This is a genomic window from Methanobrevibacter sp. AbM4 (assembly GCF_000404165.1).
In the GTDB taxonomy this organism is placed as follows: domain Archaea; phylum Methanobacteriota; class Methanobacteria; order Methanobacteriales; family Methanobacteriaceae; genus Methanarmilla; species Methanarmilla boviskoreani.
The window spans coordinates 1,813,079-1,831,917 of sequence record NC_021355.1 but is presented as its reverse complement, the minus strand read 5'-3'; the positions used below and the strand labels follow the sequence as shown (position 1 = coordinate 1,831,917).

Annotated in this window: 20 protein-coding genes; 17 read left to right on the top strand and 3 right to left on the bottom strand. The window is 28.2% G+C overall.

Features of this window, described 5'->3' with window-relative positions; genetic code table 11:
- Window positions 1–3 precede the first annotated feature (3 nt).
- The 7 genes from ABM4_RS07860 (at window position 4) to ABM4_RS07830 (ending at window position 5,644) form a co-directional block, all read left to right on the top strand.
- On the top strand, window positions 4–1,413 hold the full coding sequence (locus tag ABM4_RS07860; protein ID WP_016359146.1) for a 4Fe-4S binding protein: 1,410 nt from the start codon (window positions 4–6) through the stop codon (window positions 1,411–1,413).
- Window positions 1,410–1,913: a 4Fe-4S binding protein gene (locus tag ABM4_RS07855; RefSeq protein ID WP_016359145.1), complete on the top strand. Its 504-nt coding sequence runs from the start codon at window positions 1,410–1,412 to the stop codon at window positions 1,911–1,913. Before ABM4_RS07860 ends, ABM4_RS07855 begins: the two co-directional genes overlap by 4 nt.
- A gap of 49 nt (window positions 1,914–1,962) precedes the next feature.
- The gene (locus ABM4_RS07850) at window positions 1,963–2,409 is read left to right on the top strand and encodes an NADH-quinone oxidoreductase subunit B family protein (RefSeq protein ID WP_016359144.1); all 447 of its coding nucleotides are present in this window, start codon (window positions 1,963–1,965) and stop codon (window positions 2,407–2,409) included.
- Window positions 2,410–2,469: 60 nt separating this feature from the next.
- Entirely contained in the window at window positions 2,470–3,603 is a 1,134-nt protein-coding gene (locus ABM4_RS07845) for a nickel-dependent hydrogenase large subunit (protein ID WP_048201062.1), read from the top strand.
- Window positions 3,604–3,618: 15 nt separating this feature from the next.
- A complete protein-coding gene (locus tag ABM4_RS07840; protein ID WP_016359142.1) occupies window positions 3,619–4,623 on the top strand; it encodes a respiratory chain complex I subunit 1 family protein in 1,005 nt (334 codons plus the stop codon).
- A 13-nt stretch (window positions 4,624–4,636) separates the two neighbouring features.
- Window positions 4,637–4,897, top strand: a complete 261-nt coding sequence (locus ABM4_RS07835) for an energy-converting hydrogenase B subunit P (protein ID WP_016359141.1) — start codon at window positions 4,637–4,639, stop codon at window positions 4,895–4,897.
- 84 nt (window positions 4,898–4,981) lie between these two features.
- On the top strand, window positions 4,982–5,644 hold the full coding sequence (locus tag ABM4_RS07830; RefSeq protein WP_016359140.1) for a DUF5612 domain-containing protein: 663 nt from the start codon (window positions 4,982–4,984) through the stop codon (window positions 5,642–5,644).
- A 16-nt stretch (window positions 5,645–5,660) separates the two neighbouring features.
- Here the strand turns inward: ABM4_RS07830 and ABM4_RS07825 are convergent, their stop codons facing one another.
- Both ABM4_RS07825 and ABM4_RS07820 read right to left on the bottom strand, forming a co-directional pair.
- Entirely contained in the window at window positions 5,661–6,491 is an 831-nt protein-coding gene (locus tag ABM4_RS07825; RefSeq protein WP_016359139.1) for a Dna2/Cas4 domain-containing protein, read from the bottom strand.
- Window positions 6,492–7,064: 573 nt separating this feature from the next.
- On the bottom strand, window positions 7,065–8,138 hold the full coding sequence (locus ABM4_RS07820; protein ID WP_016359138.1) for a hypothetical protein: 1,074 nt from the start codon (window positions 8,136–8,138) through the stop codon (window positions 7,065–7,067).
- Between the two features lie 446 nt (window positions 8,139–8,584).
- Here ABM4_RS07820 and ABM4_RS07815 point away from each other — a divergent pair, with 446 nt between their 5' ends.
- The 10 genes from ABM4_RS07815 (at window position 8,585) to ABM4_RS07770 (ending at window position 17,066) form a co-directional block, all read left to right on the top strand.
- Window positions 8,585–9,184 carry a DUF366 family protein gene (locus ABM4_RS07815; RefSeq protein ID WP_016359137.1) on the top strand — a complete coding sequence of 200 codons (600 nt, stop codon included), beginning with the start codon at window positions 8,585–8,587 and terminating at the stop codon, window positions 9,182–9,184.
- Window positions 9,185–9,204: 20 nt separating this feature from the next.
- The gene (locus tag ABM4_RS07810; protein WP_016359136.1) at window positions 9,205–9,720 is read left to right on the top strand and encodes a 6-carboxytetrahydropterin synthase QueD; all 516 of its coding nucleotides are present in this window, start codon (window positions 9,205–9,207) and stop codon (window positions 9,718–9,720) included.
- Window positions 9,721–9,729: 9 nt separating this feature from the next.
- Entirely contained in the window at window positions 9,730–10,431 is a 702-nt protein-coding gene (locus tag ABM4_RS07805) for a 7-carboxy-7-deazaguanine synthase QueE (RefSeq protein WP_016359135.1), read from the top strand.
- A 718-nt stretch (window positions 10,432–11,149) separates the two neighbouring features.
- A complete protein-coding gene (locus ABM4_RS07800; RefSeq protein ID WP_016359134.1) occupies window positions 11,150–12,094 on the top strand; it encodes a CBS domain-containing protein in 945 nt (314 codons plus the stop codon).
- 147 nt (window positions 12,095–12,241) lie between these two features.
- Window positions 12,242–13,066 carry a CBS domain-containing protein gene (locus ABM4_RS07795; protein ID WP_016359133.1) on the top strand — a complete coding sequence of 275 codons (825 nt, stop codon included), beginning with the start codon at window positions 12,242–12,244 and terminating at the stop codon, window positions 13,064–13,066.
- 65 nt (window positions 13,067–13,131) lie between these two features.
- Complete coding sequence (pheA, locus tag ABM4_RS07790; RefSeq protein WP_048200920.1) at window positions 13,132–13,959, top strand: prephenate dehydratase; 828 nt, start codon at window positions 13,132–13,134, stop codon at window positions 13,957–13,959.
- Between the two features lie 325 nt (window positions 13,960–14,284).
- Window positions 14,285–14,965, top strand: coding sequence for a hypothetical protein (locus ABM4_RS07785; protein ID WP_016359131.1), 681 nt, complete (start codon window positions 14,285–14,287; stop codon window positions 14,963–14,965).
- A 48-nt stretch (window positions 14,966–15,013) separates the two neighbouring features.
- Window positions 15,014–15,574, top strand: a complete 561-nt coding sequence (locus ABM4_RS07780) for a PsbP-related protein (RefSeq protein WP_016359130.1) — start codon at window positions 15,014–15,016, stop codon at window positions 15,572–15,574.
- 155 nt (window positions 15,575–15,729) lie between these two features.
- Entirely contained in the window at window positions 15,730–16,245 is a 516-nt protein-coding gene (locus ABM4_RS07775) for a flavoprotein (RefSeq protein WP_016359129.1), read from the top strand.
- A gap of 161 nt (window positions 16,246–16,406) precedes the next feature.
- A complete protein-coding gene (locus tag ABM4_RS07770; RefSeq protein WP_016359128.1) occupies window positions 16,407–17,066 on the top strand; it encodes a phosphopantothenoylcysteine decarboxylase in 660 nt (219 codons plus the stop codon).
- Between the two features lie 846 nt (window positions 17,067–17,912).
- Here the strand turns inward: ABM4_RS07770 and ABM4_RS07765 are convergent.
- Window positions 17,913–18,563: a fibrillarin-like rRNA/tRNA 2'-O-methyltransferase gene (locus ABM4_RS07765; protein WP_016359127.1), complete on the bottom strand. Its 651-nt coding sequence runs from the start codon at window positions 18,561–18,563 to the stop codon at window positions 17,913–17,915.
- Window positions 18,564–18,839: the final 276 nt, after the last annotated feature.

The following is an 18,839-nucleotide window of genomic DNA, read 5'->3' as shown; positions in this document are numbered from 1 at the left end:
ATTATGTTTTTATCTACAAATAATTGTGAAGGTTTGGGAGAATGTATCAAACAGTGTCCTACTGAAGCTATACGATTAATAAATGGTAGGGCTTTTAGTTGTATTACTTGTGGTGCTTGTTATCGTGCTTGTCCTAACCATGCTATTTATAAAAATAAATATGGTGGTTATGGAGTCGATAGGGCAAAATGTAATGGATGTGGTGTTTGTAAATTTAATTGTCCTATAAATAATATTAAAATTAATGAGGATGGGGTTGTAAAAGGAATCTGTGCACGTTGTGGTGTTTGTACTGATATTTGTCCAAATAATAGTAGGGTAGATGGTTTTGATTTAATTAAGGATAAACAGATAAATTATTTAAAATCATTGGATGCGGCTCTTCCTAGATATGAAACTCATACTCGTCCTAATACTGAATCAAAAACTAGATTATGTGTAAATACTAATTTGGATGATTGTATTTTATGCGGAAGATGTGAATATTACTGTCCTACAAACGCTATTCGTCTAACAGTAGATAAAGCTAGGGGATTATGTAACCAGTGTAATATCTGTGCCGATGTATGTCCAACTCAGTCTATTAAAAATGGCATAGTTAACTATGATACCTGTTCATTATGTTTAAACTGTCTTAAAAACTGTCCTAACGATGCCATAATTCTTGATGACTTTAAAATTTCCGTTAACAAGTTACAACAGGAAAATAATGGTAGCATTGTCTCCTGTTTAAATTGCGGATTATGTGAAGATATGTCAGAAACTGATTCATTAGTTATTATTGACGGTAAGTTAAGGTATGATATTTCAAAAGACTTTGATACATTAAATAATTTTAATAAGTCTATTGAATATTGTCCTGTTTCTACTTTACATATTAATAGTAATGGAATTGTTATAAACAATATTGAAAAGGATTCCTATCTTGAGGGATATTGTACTTTGTGTAGTAATTGTGTATCTGTCTGTGAGCAGAATGCCCGTGTATATGATTTTGTTAAATGGGATGGTAAAGCAAATGATACATGTATTAACTGTGGAACTTGTGTAGAGGTATGTCCTGAAGATACAATAATTCTTAAAAAAGAGGGAATTGAAGTAAATCTTGATGATTGTATACTATGTGAAAGATGTGCAATTTATTGTCCTGTAGACGCGATTAAAAAATCTACATTATCTAAAAAGGTCATTATTGACGGATTTAATAAGATAGATCAAAACTTCTGTATTAATTGTAAATTATGTTATAATATTTGTCCTGAAGATGCAATTATTGATAATGGAGACAGTCTTACAGTTAATCAGGATAAATGTATTTACTGTGGAGCATGCAAGAATATTTGCCCTTCAAATGCATTTATATTTGATAGGACATTTGTAAATAAAAATCAAACTATCAGGTGTTCAAAATGAAAAGTCTAATTAGAATCACATTAGAAGGTATTTATTCTAACTTTAAGAGGATTTTTTTTGCTTCAGATAGAGTTACTGATATGGATTTAAGAAATGATGTCTTAAATGGTAATGTTAAACCTGAAAAGAAAGTTGATACCGATGCTTGTATTGGTTGTGGTGGTTGTGCTAATGTCTGTCCAACCGGTGCCATAACTATGAAACGACTGGATCAAGCAGAATGGTTAGTTGATGGTTGGGCTAAAACTGAGGTTCCGGTATTTGATAGTAATAAATGTGTTGTATGTTATTGGTGTCATGATTTCTGTCCAATATACTCCTTATTTGGTGAGCAGGCAACAGTTCACCCAAATGCCGTTGGAGATATTACTATTGATACAAAGGAATTAATTGAGAAACCATTTAGAATACCTCAGGATAAACTTGAGTTTATTTCTCAGTATTTATCAGATAAAACTATTATTAAGAATCAGGAGAATAAATCAAAGAATTCTAAATAATTATTAATTATTATTAACTTATTATTCATAATTATGGTAGGAGGATGTTATGAGTCTTAAATCTTATTCAAGGTCAAAAGCTATTCATATTATGTTAGTTTATACTGGTGGATGTAATGGATGTGATATAGAAATAGTAAATTCAGTACTTTCACCAAAGATAGATATAGAACAATATAATATTTTTTTAACATGGAATCCTCGTGAGGCGGATATTTTAGTAGTAACTGGCCCTGTAACTTATCAAAATAAAGCACCATTGCTTAGGATATATGATGCAATACCAGAACCTAAGATAGTTGTAGCTGCAGGATCTTGTGCTTTAATGGGTGGTGTCTATAAAAATATTCATGGGGATATTCCTTCAGAAGAGATTATGGGTCCTGTAGATAATGTAATTCCAGTAGATGCAAAGGTTCCAGGATGTGCAGTCAGACCTCAAGACCTTCTAGCTGGAGTTGTATCTGTTTTACCTAAACTATTAGAAGCAGATTAAATTATTATATTTATCAATTAATTATTATTATTCAAAAATTATTATTGGGAGTTTAAAATGATTGAAGAAAAAATACCTAAATCACAGGGAGAACTTATTGAGACTGAAATTTCAATGGGTACTGTTCATCCTGCTGCTTTAGAACCTTACAGAGTTCGCTTTTTTGTTCAAGATGAGATCATTCAAGAGGCGGAAATAACTATAGGGGTTAACCATAGAGGTGTAGAAAGAATTATGGAAGGACTTCCTGTAGAAAAAGCAAATGCATTAACTGAAAAAATTTGTGGTATTTGTTCTAATTGTCATACTTGGAATTCTGTTATGGTTGCTGAGAAAGGTTTAAACATCGATGTTCCTGAAAGGGCTAATTATATTAGAGTTATTATGGGTGAACTTGAGAGATTACATAGTCATTTACTTTATTTAGCACATGGTAATGAAGTTTTAGGTCATGAAACTTTTGCCATGAGAATATTTTATATCAGGGAAACTGTAATGGAATTACTTAATATGATTGGTGGTAACAGAGTTCAATATGGAGTTTCTGTAATTGGTGGAGTAAGACCAAGATGCCAATTAGATGATATGAGAGTTCAAAGGTTAAATGAGGGGATGGACAAATTAGAAAAAGACTTGACTAAATTCACTGATAGATTCACATCAGATCCAATTGTAAACTCAAGAATTGAAGGTATTGGTATTTTACCTCCTAAACAAGCTAAAAAATTAGGGGTTACAGGTCCTAGTTTACGTGCTTGTGGTTTTGATTATGATTTAAGAACAGAAATGAAAGAATATAATGATTTTGATTTTAATGTTGCTGTATTGGATGGTTGTGACGTTAAATCTAACCTTTTACTCAGGGTTTTAGAATGTTTTGAATCTATTAAAATCATTAGACAAGCTGTAAGAAATCTTCCAAGCGGTCCAATTACAAATCGTAATTGGGAAATGTATGATTGTAAAGCAATTAAACATTATATTGAAGTTCCACGTGGAATTTTATATGATTCTTATGCTATTGAGGATGGAAGAGTTAGAAGCTCTATAATCAGAACTCCATCCATGACAAATATCGGTGCAATGCAATATGCGGCTATTGGAAATCAAATAACCGACGGTCAATTATGTATTGTTCAATGTGACCCTTGCTTTACATGTACCGATAGAACATTTGAAATCATTGAATTATAAAATTAGAGGGAAAACATGGCAGATATTACAATTTTGTATTCAATTATAGGTGCAATTATTACTTTGATAATATGTTTTATAATTGGAACATTCCTACCAGGTATTGAAAGAAAATATGTTCAAGCTAGAATTCAACAACGTATTGGACCTATTGTTACTGCACCGGGGATAATGGCGCCTATAAAATTTTCTTTTAAGGAAAATCTAAGGCCAAATTCTCCTGCTCCAGGTTTATATAAAGCATTACCTATAGTTAGTTTTCTAGCAGTATTGTTGATTTTATTATTTTTAACTCCTCAAATGTATCCTGCATACCTACTTGCAAGTATCATTGCAATTGTTGGATTGTTGAAAGTAGAAGAAGTGTCTTATGTGTTAATGGGATCTTTATCTAAATCAGTAATGTCTCTATCTTTAAAATTTCCAGATATAGTTAAGGGTGCAGCTCACACTTCTGGTATTGTTAGATCTCATTTGGAGGATATTAGTTCCAAAAGATCTCTTAGGATGATTACTTATGGTTCCTTTCCTTTATATTTAGCATTATTCGTTCCAGTTGTTTCAGCTAAAAGTTTATATTTGTCCGATATTATTAAATATCAAATGGCAAATGGTCCTTTATTATTTACAACACAGGGTATATTGGCTGCAATTGTATTTTTTATAGGATCAGTGATCGTATTAAACGAATCTCCATTTAATATAATAGAGGCTGAAGCCGATGTTATTCAAGGACCCTATATGGAATATATTGCTGGTTATCGTTCTGTAATCTATTTATCTAAAGGATTATTAATGTTTACATTATCTGCATTATTTACAATATTGTTTTTAGGAATCCCTCTTGATCTATTATCCTGGAATTTTATTGTATTTGTTGTTGTTGCATTAATATTCACATTATTCATTGGTATTTTAAATGCTTTTACACCTATATTCACAAACAAACAATTTTATCCAGTTGTAATCGCTTCTACTTTATTAGGTGTACTTGCAATAGTTATAGGAATTTTAATTTAGAAAGGTGATTTATTTGAAATTTATTGTTAGACCATATCATATAATTAGTTTAGGTGGTTATATTGTTGAATGGGATTTTCCATATAGAAACATTATTGTAGTTAATAAAACATCTGAACCTATTAAGATTGAAATTCCTGTATTTGATGAAAGTTGGATAGAAGAACACAGAAAATTAGATTTGGATATTATTCCTGTAAGGGAGGAGGATAATTTTCTTATGATGTATAAGAAAGCTCACGCAGAACTTGATGAGATAAAATCCAAATTATGACCTTTTTTCAATTTTTAATTATTATCTTTTTTTAAATTTTTATACTATTATATTCAAATTATTAATTAATAATTAAGTGGTATTATGAATAGTTATGCAATAACAATTAAAACAAAGGAAAAGAAAGGGGTATTAGTTCAAATAACAGATATCATATCTTCATTTGATATTAACATTTCTTTTGTAAATTTATTTATTGATAAAAAGGACATTGCTTTTGTAAATTTAGAATTGGAGGATGTTAATAATATTACATCTTTAATAGAAAAGTTAAATACCTTGGATTCAGTTTTATCTGTGAATATTCACCGTTCTGCAAATGATATATTTGGAAAGCGCATACTTATCTATGGTGGAGGAGCACAGGTATCACAAGTTGCATTAGGTGCAATCACAGAGGCAGATAGACATAATATCCGTGGTGAGCGAATAAGTGTTGATACACTACCTGTTGTAGGTGAGGATGCCATTGCCGAGGCGGTTAATATCTTAAGTAGAACTCCTAGAGTTAAGGTATTGGTTCTTGCTGGATCTTTAATGGGTGGAAAAATAGTCGAGGAGATAAAGAAACTTAAAAAGTTCAATGATTTAATTGTTTTCAGTTTAAATATGCCTGGTGGTGTAGCTGAAGTTTCTGATTTAGTTGTAACTGATCCTATTCAAGCAGGTGTTATGGCTGTAATGCAGGTAGCAGATACTGCCGTATTTGATTACCGTAAATTACCTGAAAATAAAAGAAGATTTTAATTACTATTAATTTTTTTTATATTTCTATTGGATTTTCATAATCGTCCAAGCAAATGTCTTTGAATTCACAGTTTTTACATTTGTTTAAATCATATTTTGCTGTTGGAATTTCTTTATTATAAAGGATGGTTCTTACATAATCTATTTTTCTAAATAAACTTTTTCTTAGGTTTGCATCAATCACTGCAGGTCTTCGCTCTCCGATATTTACATAATCTACAAATCCTACATAAACCTCGGTTTCAAATTCCTCTTCTATAAGTATGGAGGTAAATGCAAGTTCAATGGCATCACTATCCCAAACACCTTTTATAGGTGGAATTGATGTTTTAAAAATTATCGGATAGTATTTTCCCTGTATAATTTCTATTTTTTCAGCTATCCCTGTAATTTCTAGCTCTGGATCTCTTAGGATATAATTATACATTGCTGTTGGAAATAGTCTTTCCGTAATGTTATGGCCGTTTTCATTGGTTAAATCCATTAATCTTTTTGATTTTAAACTTAATAGTTGAATGTTATATTTGGATTCCTGCATTAAATCATTTTTATATTTTTCAATATCCTCAATGTCATATTTTTCGGGATCATAAATTTCGTTTAATTGATTGTTTATATAATAATTTATATTTTTATTTAATTCTTGTTCGATTCTTTTTAAATCCATGTTTCTGTTTAATCTTTTTAGATTTCTTTGAATTAAGTCTTGAATATCAAGTCTAATCTCTTTTATTCTTTTTCCAGCTTCGTATCTTTCGTTTTTAATTTCATTTTCATGTATGTTATCTTCATAGTATAATTTTAATGGACAGTACATATAGGTTTTAATCTTTTTTAAACTTATCATTTTATCACTTTTCAATATTTAAATATTATAATTCTTGTTTTATTCTATAAAACTAATGATATTTAAATATGGAAGTAAATAATGGTTGTAAACTTTTAGTTTCTAAAATAATTTAAGATATAGTATTTATTTTAGTTTTAAAGATTTTTTTATTTTTAAAAATATTTTAATTTCTAAATATTTTTTCATTTTAACTAGTTGAAATATTTAAAAAGTTTCTTTTAATAAAAATACTGTGGCTGAATTCAATTTTAGATTTTTAAAAAAATAGAGTTTAAAACGTGGTATTATGCCTTTTTATGAAAATTCATAATGGTTATGGCTATTAAAAAGTGATCTTATTTAATTTTTAAATATTGGTTTTTATAGTTTAATATTAGGTGGTATGTTTTCTTTTGGTTAAAATTGATTTTTATAGTTTATAGTAAAAATAGCATTTTTCTAAATGGAGTTTTTATTTAATTATTTTAAAAATAGGATTGATAATTACAATAATTATTGATAATAATAGGGATTTAATCAATGAATCTTGTAATTATTTTGTTTTAATATTGTCTATTGTTTTAATTTTATTTATTCTACAGGACTATCTTTTAGTTTTATATATTCTCCAATAGATTCCCTTGTTGAACCTACTAGAATTCTATACCATGGTTTTTTACCTTCAGTAATTACTTTTTCAACCTTTCCTCTTGCAACAGCCCTTTCACCTTCCATGACCTCTCCTGCATAAGTATGTGTAAATGATGCGAGTCCTGTTATCTCTACATCTACACCATCTAAAAGTTTTACATCGGTAATTTCATATACTGCAGGATTATCCATTGCCTGGATTGAGTTAGTGATGGTGCATTCTATTTCTGCAATACCTTGGGGTTCATATCTTGTATCGCCATATTTTCCCTCAACCTCATCAAGGTTTCTAGTACATAGAATGTCAAATAATGTATTTCTGATTACTCCCCTATTGAACTTTCTTGATTCATACCAGCAGAATTCTTCTTTAGTTAAACTGTCGTCTTTAATTCTTTTATGATATAATCTTTCCCAGAATTCATTTTGAATAGGATTAAGGACTATTTTTCTTTTGGATTCTCCTTCCCCTACTTCCACTTCCTGGTCATGGTATTTTTTAAATGTATTGACTGCCTTTCTATGATTTTCCAAACCATAAACGACAAAGTCTAAATCGGAATTTTCGGCTTTTTGAAGTCCTGGACAGGTGGATCCGGAAATACCTAAGTTTTCATAATCGATACCTGCAATATAGTGGAAGAAATCAGATAAATCAATTAGCTTTTCCCTTGTTTCCTTGGTAACTTTCTTGTCTTTACCTTCTCTAATCTCTTTAAGTCTATCTTCTGGTCTAATGATTTTATCTACTTTGTCTATTGGTACTCCCATCATTGGAACATTAGCAACTTCTGAGAAATATAGGTAATCAGGATGGTTTTCTTTTAAATAATCAAATGCCTCTTTTGAGTTTACTTTTGAATATTTCTTACCGTTTTTCTCCCTATCTCCATTTGGATTAGGGATGTATCTTAAAAATGAAATGATTCTATTGTTAGGATGTAGATAATTAGTTGATGCAAAGTATAAATCGTCTTTTGTATGTATAAAATCTCTAGTTCTTACTTCTATCATTAAAATCACTTATTTAAATTCTTGTTTTTAAAAAAACAACTATATTATATTAAATATTTATTTTTATTATTTATTAATTATTCTTATTTTTCTTAATAGATTTTTTGATTTGTGATTTTTTAATTTTAAAACCTGGTTGTAATTAAATTTCTAGGTTAGATATTTAAAATAAACCGTTAATGTTGTTTTATAAAAATCTTTTATAATTTGGTACATTTTCCTAGTTAATTATTTAAAACCCGTTATTTTTTTTAAACTATCTTTTAAATATGTCTATATCTATTATAAGTTCTAGCTTTCCTTTTATTGCTTATTTTGTTAGTGGTATTTTAAACTTTTACAATATTTTTTTTAAATTGAAAGATTAATTTATTTTAATTTGAAAAAACATAATATAATTACTTAATAAAAGATTTTTAATTATTGATTTTTATAGGAGAAATCACATGTCAATTATACATAAACACATTGATAAGAAATTTGCTTATGATGGAAGTCAGATAAATCCATTATGGGCTTTTAGAGAGTTTAATATTAGAGGTTCCTCAATTATATCCTGGAGAGGACCTATGAATATTCGTCCTGATAATATTAAGGATTTTGCAGATGTGGGAAATGAGATCAAATCCGATGAGATGTTTCATACCATGACTGAGTTTTTTGATTGTCAGCCTGCTAACATGAGAATTGCCTACTTGCGTCAAAGGCTTTTAATCTTAATATTTAATGAAAAACTAGCTGGAAAAGGTGTAGTTGCCCACCGTGATGGGGATGATATTTATATAGATTCCAGAAAACTTAGTGTATGTATTGCATCAGCAACACTCAGTTCAATGAAAATCCATTTCGCATTAAATATTCATGATAGCGGAACCCCTGATGACGTTGACACAATAGGATTATTTGACATTAAAGATTCAGAGGGTAACTATATCTTTGATGATGACAATATTCTCGATTTTATGAATGATGTTTTAGATGCATATATTGATGAACTAGAAACAATTGAATTGGATATAAGTAAAACTAAACTATTGGATTTTTAAATTTTTAGAAGGTGTATTTGATGAAAATAATTATTAATGGTATTAATGCTAATTTGAGATTCTCTGCAGCTCATATAATTCCAGGTCATGAAACCTGTGGATTTATTCATGGACATTCCTATTTTGTTGATATTGAAATTGAAGGGGAAAAGGCCGGAGAATATGATTTCGTTGTGGATTTTAAACAAGTAAAGCCAATTGTAAAAGGATTATGTGATAGTTTAGATCACAGGTTGCTAATTCCAATCTATAATGGGGTCATGGATTTCAATGGAATTGACAATGACAATATCTCTATTGAAAGCTTTGATAAATATGGTAGCGTACAATTTAAAATTGGTAAAAAGGGATATACTATCCCAAAAGAAGACTGTGTTCTTCTTCCCTTAAAATATACCTCAGCAGAAGCTTTATCCGAATACTTCGTAAATAAATTAAGTGAGGCTCTTAAAGATAATAAAAACATACACTCTATTTCCGCATGTGTAAATGAGGGTATTGGTCAAGGGGCTATGTTTACTAAAATTTTAGATTAAGGGTTTAATATGTTAGAAGCACCAATTGTTGAAATATTTTCATCTATTCAGGGTGAAGGTCTTTTAGTAGGTAGAAGGCAGATATTTGTCAGATTTGCAGGATGTAATTTGGATTGTAATTACTGCGATACTGAAGATTCCAAATCTGTTAAAAACGGGGAACTTAAATCAGTAGATTATGTGGTAGATAGAATCAACAGTCTTAAAACAGAGGACTTACATTCCATATCCTTCACTGGTGGTGAACCTCTCTTATATGCAGACTTTATAAGAAAAGTCATTGATAGAATTGATACTCCCAGTTTTCTTGAAACTAATGGTACCTTTCCTAATGAAATTAAAAAACTAGATAATCTGGATTATGTGTCATTGGATATTAAATTACCAGAACACTTTGACGGTGATTATAACAATAAAATATTTGATAGGGAAATAGAATCAGTAAATATTCTACTGGAAAATTCAATTAAGGTATATTGTAAAATTGTTCTTTTTCCAGAGTCTGGTCTAGACTATGTTGAAAACTTAGCCTCAAGAATGAGTAATGAAATTAATGATAAGGATTTGGTTTCTGTTGTTATACAACCAGTTAGTCCAATTAGCAGGTGGAAAAATAGTAAGGATTTGCTTTTTAAATTTTCACAGGCTATTGGTAAATATATGGATGTTTTAACAATTCCCCAGTTACATAAATTCTTGGAAATTGAATAATTCTTTTATCTTATATTTTTATCAGTTTTTAGAATTCGGTAATTTCTATTTTTTTTATTTTTATCTGTTTTGAAATTGAATAAACTCTATTTCATATTTTCTAGTTTTAAGAACTTGATGATTTTGTTTTTATTTTTTATGGTTTCTGGATTGGATTATTATCTTTTTTATTTAAACCATTCATTCTTATTTTTTATGGTTTTTGGATTGGATTATTATCTTTTTTATTTTTGAAATACTTTTAATATAGCTATTTTTATAATTGAGATTTTCCTGAAATCCAATTTTAGATTTGAAAATACTTAAAATGTAAAACTTAGATTTAATCTCTTTCCTTAAATTGGATTTTATTAAAACTTCTTTTAAATAGTTTATATTAAAATTTAAATTTTTTTTAAAATTATGTCCAAGTTTTTTATAACTTTCTTATAAAATCTATTTTTAAAAAAATCATATAGAAAACATTATTATTATTAAATATGTAATATTTATATGATTGAAAAAAAGGTGATTTAAAAAAAGATTTTAACTATTTTTTATAGAATAAAATATTAGTTAATTTTAGAAAATTACTTCTAATTTTATTAATAATTCTTCTACTGTTTGACATTTTTTAATATAAATTATTCTATTTTGTCTTATTTGGTTTAAGTAATTGTTAATAATTTTGAGAGTAATTATCTTTTTCAATTTTTAATTAAAAAGAGAGGTGTGTTCTATGAAAGATATTAACACTAAAAATTTAAAATCCAGAAATAAAGGATCTGTTGAACGTGAAACTAAACTATCTGAGCATGACGGGGATTTAATGAGTTTAGCAAGTAAAGATGTTATTACTGTACCTCCTACTACAACCATTAAAGACACTGCTCAATTAATGATAGATAATGAATTCAGGAGGATTCCTGTTACAGACCCTGGTTCTGGAAAACTTTTAGGTATTGTAACCTGTATGGATATTATTAATTTCTTAGGTGGTGGAGATAAATACAATATCATAAAATACAAATGTAATGATAATTATCTTTCAGCAATCAACGAACCAATTAAGGAAATCATGACTCGTGGTGTAATCACTATGAATCATAAATCTACTATTCGCGAATCTGTTAAAGTCATGGTTGATAATCATGTTGGTGCAATGCCAATTGTAGATAAAGAAGACAAGTTAGTTGGTATTGTTACAGAAAGAGATTTCGCTTTATCTCTAGCTGGTGTATTAACTGATCAATTAGTTCAAGATTACATGACTACTGATGTAATTACTATTACTCCAGGTACTTCCTTTGACTATGTAACCAAATTTATGGTAAGAAACAGTTTCAGGAGATTACCTATTGTAAGTGAAGATGAGAATATTCCAGAACATACTCCAGAAAAACTTGTTGGAATTGTTACATCAACTGATATTTTAAGATACTTCATTGATAAAAAATTCTTCTCTCAAATGAAGACTAACAGTGCAGAGGAATTATTAGGGGATCTTAAAATTTCTGAGGTTATGTCTAAAGGTGCAAGAACTGTAGAACCATTAACTAGACTTGGAGATTTCTCTGAATTATTAAAAGAGAAGAATATTGGTGGAGTTCCAGTAGTTAAAAACGATAAAGTTCTTGGAATTATCACTGAAAGAGATATTCTTAAAGCTATTAATGATAGTTAGATTTAATATATTATCATTAAATTAATAAGTTTTTTTAATTATATTTCTAGTTTAATTATTAATAGAATAGCTCCTTCAATATGGTTTTAGCTTATAGATTTGCTATTTTATTGGTAATTTTACTAATAATCCCTAGGAGGTATATTTATGCAAATTAGAAACATTATGTCTGAGGATTTGGTAACTATCGATAAGGATCAAAATATCTTAGATGGTTTGAAATTACTTAGAAAAAACAATATTTCCAGATTACCTGTAATCAATACTAATCAGGATAATGAAAGGGAATTAGTAGGTATTGTATCAGAAAGGGATATTGCAAAAAAATTAGGATCTTCAAAAACCAACAATTTAACTCCTGCTAAATTACATATATCCTCTGTTATGGTTAAAGACGTTGTAGCAGTAGATGAATCAATGAATTTGGCCGATGTTGCAAACATCATGTTGGATAATGGAATTGGTTCTGTACCAATCGAATCCAATGATGTTATGGTTGGAATTGTTTCAAAAGCTGACTTTGTAGATTTATGTACTGGTAGGGCTTATGATAAAGTTAAAGTTGAAGATGTGATGACCGAGGATGTTATTACAGTTTCTACAGAGGACAGATTAGTTCATGCAAGACGTACTATTATTGATAATAAAATTGGTAGATTACTTGTTACCGATGAGGATAATGGTCTTGTTGGAATTATCACTTCTAAAGATATTATCAGGGCTCTCATGGATTTCAAAAAGAAAACACCTGAAAAATATCAAAAAACACAAATCAAAAATATTTATGTAAAGGATATTATGTCTACTGCTGTTTCCGGAATCTCTAAAGATGCAAGTATTTCTGAAGTTGCAGGTTTAATGAAGGAAACAGGATTTAACGGATATCCTGTAACTGATGAAAACAACAACGTTGTTGGAATCATTACTCAAACAGATTTGCTTGCTCTTGTAGCAGACATAGAAAGTGAATAATTTTATTTTATAAAGCTAAAATTCATTTTAGCTTTTTTTTACTATTTTTTTTGGAGGTTTTTTAAATTTCCCATATTGCTTTTTTAGGACCTGAAGGTACTTTTACCCATCAGGCAGCTTCTATTTTAAAGGATAAATTATATGATGACTCAACGGAACTTGTCTATTTTGATACCATTAATGATGTGATGGATGCAGTTATCACATCTAAATGTGTTAAAGGTGTAGTTCCAATTGAAAACTCTATAGAAGGGCCTGTCAATGTCACTTTGGATGCACTGGTTCATGAATATGATCTGATGATTGAAGGTGAAATTGTTCTTCCTATTAATCATAATCTTATGGCTCCTAAAGGGCTTAAGTTATCTGATATAAGCGATGTTTATTCTCATCCCCAAGCATTGGCACAGTGTCATAATTATATTTTGAACAATTCTTTTAGGGTTCATTCAACGTCAAGTACTGCTGCAGCATGTAAAAATATTGTAAACCTTAAAAACTCAGCTTCAATTGGTACTGTTAAGGCTGCAAAATTATATGGTTTAAATATTCTGGATGAGAATATTCAGGATGTAGACAATAATGAAACAAGGTTTGTAGTCTTGTCTAAACATGATTCAAGACCCACAGGTAATGATAAAACGAGCATTGTATTTTCATTACACGATGATAGGCCTGGCGGATTATATGGAATTTTAGGCATTTTTGCAGAGTTTTCTATAAACCTGTCTAAAATAGAATCAAGACCTTCTAAACAGGGATTAAACAAATATGTTTTCTTTATTAATTTTGAAGGTCATAGGCAAGATGAAGATATCGGTAAAATCCTAAAGTTAATTGGTGAAAATACTTCCTTTTTTAAAGTATTAGGCTCATATCATTTAATTCAATAGGAAATTAGTTTTAAAAGTTTAATTCTATAAATTTTCTATAATTTTAAATGATTAACATGATATTAGTCAATTTTTAAGTATATGGGATTCTCCATGTTTTTTTATTCTATTTTTTTTTAATTGTTAGGGATTTTATTTAATTTTCAATATTTTTGAATTTTTAATAAAGCTATTTTTTAAGGGGAATTTCTAGATATAATCATAATAATTTTATATGAAAAATAATAAATAAATAGATTAATATATTTAATTTAAATATTATTTTTAAAATTTTTTTTAGGTTGATGGTATTATTAATCCAGATAAAGAAAAGCTTATTAAAGTCATGAAAGAACTTAAAGCTGATCATCAAGCAGGTAAAATCTCAGATGAGAAGTATAAGGAGTTATCACGACAATATATGATTAAGTTAAAGAATATTGATGCTTCCAGCAGAATTCGTGCCATGCAAGGAAGACAGTTTTCTTCATCTAGTAAACCTAATCGTAATTACAGACCTGACAGAAGGGCTGCAGAGTTAAGCAGGAAGGAAGATGAAAGACTTGTTCAGAAATATATTGTTAATCCTAAAAGACCTGTTAATAATAATAAACCTAAAGCAAGTAAAAGTAATAAGGGAAAATACAGTATTCTTGTAGTGTTGTTTTTAATCATTGCATTTACTGCAGGAATTGGATTTGGAATGTTCAACTTTGATTTTCAGGCTGTTAATATTTCCGATGCCTCTGCAGTTGTAACTGACTCTGCTTTCCCGGTGGTTATAGAAAATAATACAACTTCTAATGTAACTAGTACAAGTACCTCAGACTCAGGTAGCTCTGATACTACTACTACTACTGCTTCATCAGATTCTGCTAGTTCCACTACAACTAGTTCTGATACTGGTGGTTCTTCATCAGGTGGTTCTGATACTGGTGGTTCTGACTCTGGTGGTTCAGATTCTGGTGGTTCTGATACTGGTGGTTCTGACTCTGGTGGTTCCTCATCTGGAGGATCAACTCAATAAATTAATATTTTTTAATTTATTAATTATTTTTTATATGGTGGATTAATCATGAAAAAATCTTATATTGTTTTAGGAATAATTATTATTTTATTATTAGTTGGTGCAGCGGTAATATTTTCCAATCATGAGAGGAGTCAGAACAATACAAATCAAACAGATGTTCAAACTGTTTCTCAAAATGGTGTTGTTCTTAAATTTCCATCTGATTGGGTTATAGCTAGAGCTGAAACAAATGATACTGTTGTAGCTATTGCAGATTCTAAGTCAATTGATTCATCTTCAAAATATGGTCGAGTAAATGTTAATGTTGAAAAAAGAGATTTAAATGGTGAATCATTAAATACATTTGTTAACCAAACATATTCATCAATATTATCTAATTCATCAAATCAATTAGTATCTTTAGGAAATTCTACTGCCGTTAATGGTAAAGAGGCTTATGAGGCAGAATATCTTTCTGATATAGGTAATAACACTAAAGAGCATAGGGCAGTTTGGGTTGAAAGTAATAACCAAGTTTATGTAATATTGTGTACTGCTCCTCAAGGTCAATTTGAATCTGTAAATAAATACTTCAATTATATAATTTCAAATATTGAAATTTCTTAATTTTTATTTTTTTATTTTATTTTAATTATTATTGGCTAAAGTATAATCTATTATAAAAACAGTATTTTGTTTTGTTTGAATGTTGAATATTTAAAAATCAAACATTTGGCCAAAACTTTATTATTTTTTATTTTTAAATTTAAATAGTGATTTATATGATAATATTATGTGTTACTGGTAGTATAGCTGCTACAAAATGTGTTCAATTAGCTAGAGATTTAAGAAGAAACGGACAGGAAGTTAAATGTTTTATGAGTGATGCGGCTTGTAAGATTATTACTCCAACATCAATGGAGTTTGCAACTACTAAACCTGTTGTAACTGAACTTACAGGACAAATTGAGCATGTTAAATATTCTCAGGAAGATTTGATTTTAGTTGCTCCTGCAACTGCTAATGTTATAAGTAAGTTTGCATATAAAATATCTGATAATCCAATTAATGCTTTATTAATTGCGGCTTATGGTCATGATACTCCAATTTTAATGGTTCCATCAATGCATGATTCAATGTATAAAGCTATTGGTGAAAATATTGAAAAGTGTAAAAATGAGGGGGTTCATTTTGTAGATCCTAAGATGGCAGAAGGTAAAGCAAAATTCCCTGATATTGAAAATATTGTACTTGAATCATTAAGATTAATTAACTTAAATAAAGCTGATAAAGAATAATCAATTAGCTTACTTTCTTATTATTGGCTCTTTATTGATTGTATTCTAATTGATGATTACTTATTGAATCTTTTAAAAGACTCAATTATTTTATTTTATTTTATTTTTTTTAATTTTTTTTAAAGTTCTTATTCTAATTTAAAAATTTATTTCATGATACTATGAAAAACTCAATTATAGGTAAAAAGGTTTTGATAAATTTAGGTGGAACATATGAACCTATTGATCCAATCAGGGGAATCTCTAATAAATCCTCTGGTAAAATGGGTTTAGCACTTGCTCGTGAAGCATATATTCGTGGTGCGGATTTAACATTAATTGCAGCTAAATGTGATGTTGAAATTCCATCAATATTTAACGCGGTTCATGTTGAGACATCATCTGAGATGAATGATGCAATTAAAGGCATGATTGGTGACTTTGATGTTTTCATTGCAAGTGCTGCAATAAGTGACTTTGAACCGATTGAGATGAAGTCTCATAAAATCTCTTCCTCACTTAATATTTCACTAGAGTTTAAACCTGTGGAAAAAATAATTCGTCAAATAAAAGATATAAACGAAGATGTATACTTAGTTGGTTTTAAAGCTCAGTATGATATAGGTGAAGATGAACTAATTAACCATGCTTTAAAACAAATTGAAACTGCAGGTGCAAATCTTGTAGTTGCAAATGATCTTGCCCATAATGGATGTGGATTTGGTTCTGATACTAATGAGATTATATTAGTTCATGATGATGGTAGCTATAATAAGATTCCACTTGCATCTAAAGATGTTCTTGCATCTATAATCTTTGACGAGATAGAAAAAGCGTTTTAATATTATCTTTATAATTAATGAATATTTAATTCGATTTTATTATAAAAAATTAATAATAAATAAAATCATTGATTTTTTCAAAAGATTATAATTTTTTCATAAATAATATTCCATTTATTTAAATCCATTAAATTAAAAAATGATTTTTGTAAAATTTATATCAAAATTTATGTTTTTTTTCGGATTCTTAATAAGGTTTTTAATATCTAGATTTAATTTATAATCACATTTTTTAATATTTTATTTAGTTAAAAATCTTTAAATTTTGTTTAATCTATTTAATGAATAGTAATACTTTTTTTTAAATTTTTATGGAATTTTTAATAGAAAATAAATTCTTTAAATTTAATATAAAATTAGATAAAATATTATGAAAATCATTGTAAAAATAGTAAAAATTAAAAATAAGTTCAATCCTCTAGATTCATACTGATGTGGAGTATTTATAGAGTGAATTGCATCTAGAGGCGGTCTTTTGAACTAATTTTTATATATTGCATTAGCATTTAATTATATCTAATTACTAATATAAAAAGGTATCAATAGTAATACTTTTTTAATATTTTCACCTAAATTTTTAATGGTTTATAATCAATTATTTTTCTAATTTAGATATGGAATCATTACTAGAATTTGATTTTAATGGAGTAATAATTTATTATTTTTTTAAGTATAATAGTTAAGATAATAAAATAAAATTTAATTCGATATTCATATATGAATTATAAAAATAGTAGATAAATATTCATTAATGTGAATGTTTTTATTAGATAGTTTAGCTATAAAATTTTAAAAGTATAATATTTTTTTATTTAAAAAAATATTATTAATAATTATTGGTTTAATTTAAAAAGACCTTTCAACAATAAAACAGATATGGTCTTTCTCATATGGTTCTAATTTAACTTTCTCAACAATAGAGTATCCATTTGCTTTTAATATTTTTTCCTGTTCTTTATAAACAGTTTTTGGTTTAATATTAACATTAATACTTCTGGATTTAATCATAAACACTCCTTGTCCAGAGTCTTTCATAAAAAGATCCATATTGTCAATGAACAATTGTGTTTGTGTAGGTTGTGCAACATCACAATATACCACATCTACTTTATCGACTAAGTTAAGGTAATCCTTAGGTTTAGTTGCATCATTTAAAAGAGGTGCAATATTAGGTCTTGTTTGACAAAGTCTTGATAATTTCCTCATACTTACAGGTGAAAATTCCACTGCAAATATCCTACCTTTTTTAACAATATCTGAAATATGTGAAACAGTAGTTCCTGTAGATGCACCAAGGTATAATACATTTGAATGTTCATCTATGTTTAGTTTACTTAATCCATTATGTAATGCTGCAGATAATTTTGATCTGTTAGGGTTCCATATCCTGTATTCTTTTCCTGTTTTTTCATCTTTTACTAAAGGTTCACCATAAACCCTGGTTCCAGGAATTAGGTTTTCTGTAGCTATGTCATTGTTTATTTCATAAACTTCCATTTTATCAACTTACCTTTATTTTAATAAGCTTTTTAATATTCTTATCTTTTAAATCTTAATTATTTTATCTATTTTAATTATTGGATTGATTATTTCAATCATTCTTTTATCGGATTTGATAAAATAATCTATTTAATATATCTTTAAGTTTTAAATAAATTTCATTTTATATAGTCAATTAAATTTTTTAAGAATTTTAGGTCATGCTTTTTAAATTCATTCTAATTTTTTAATTAAATTCAAATTAGAATTTAATTTGATTAATTATTTTTCTTA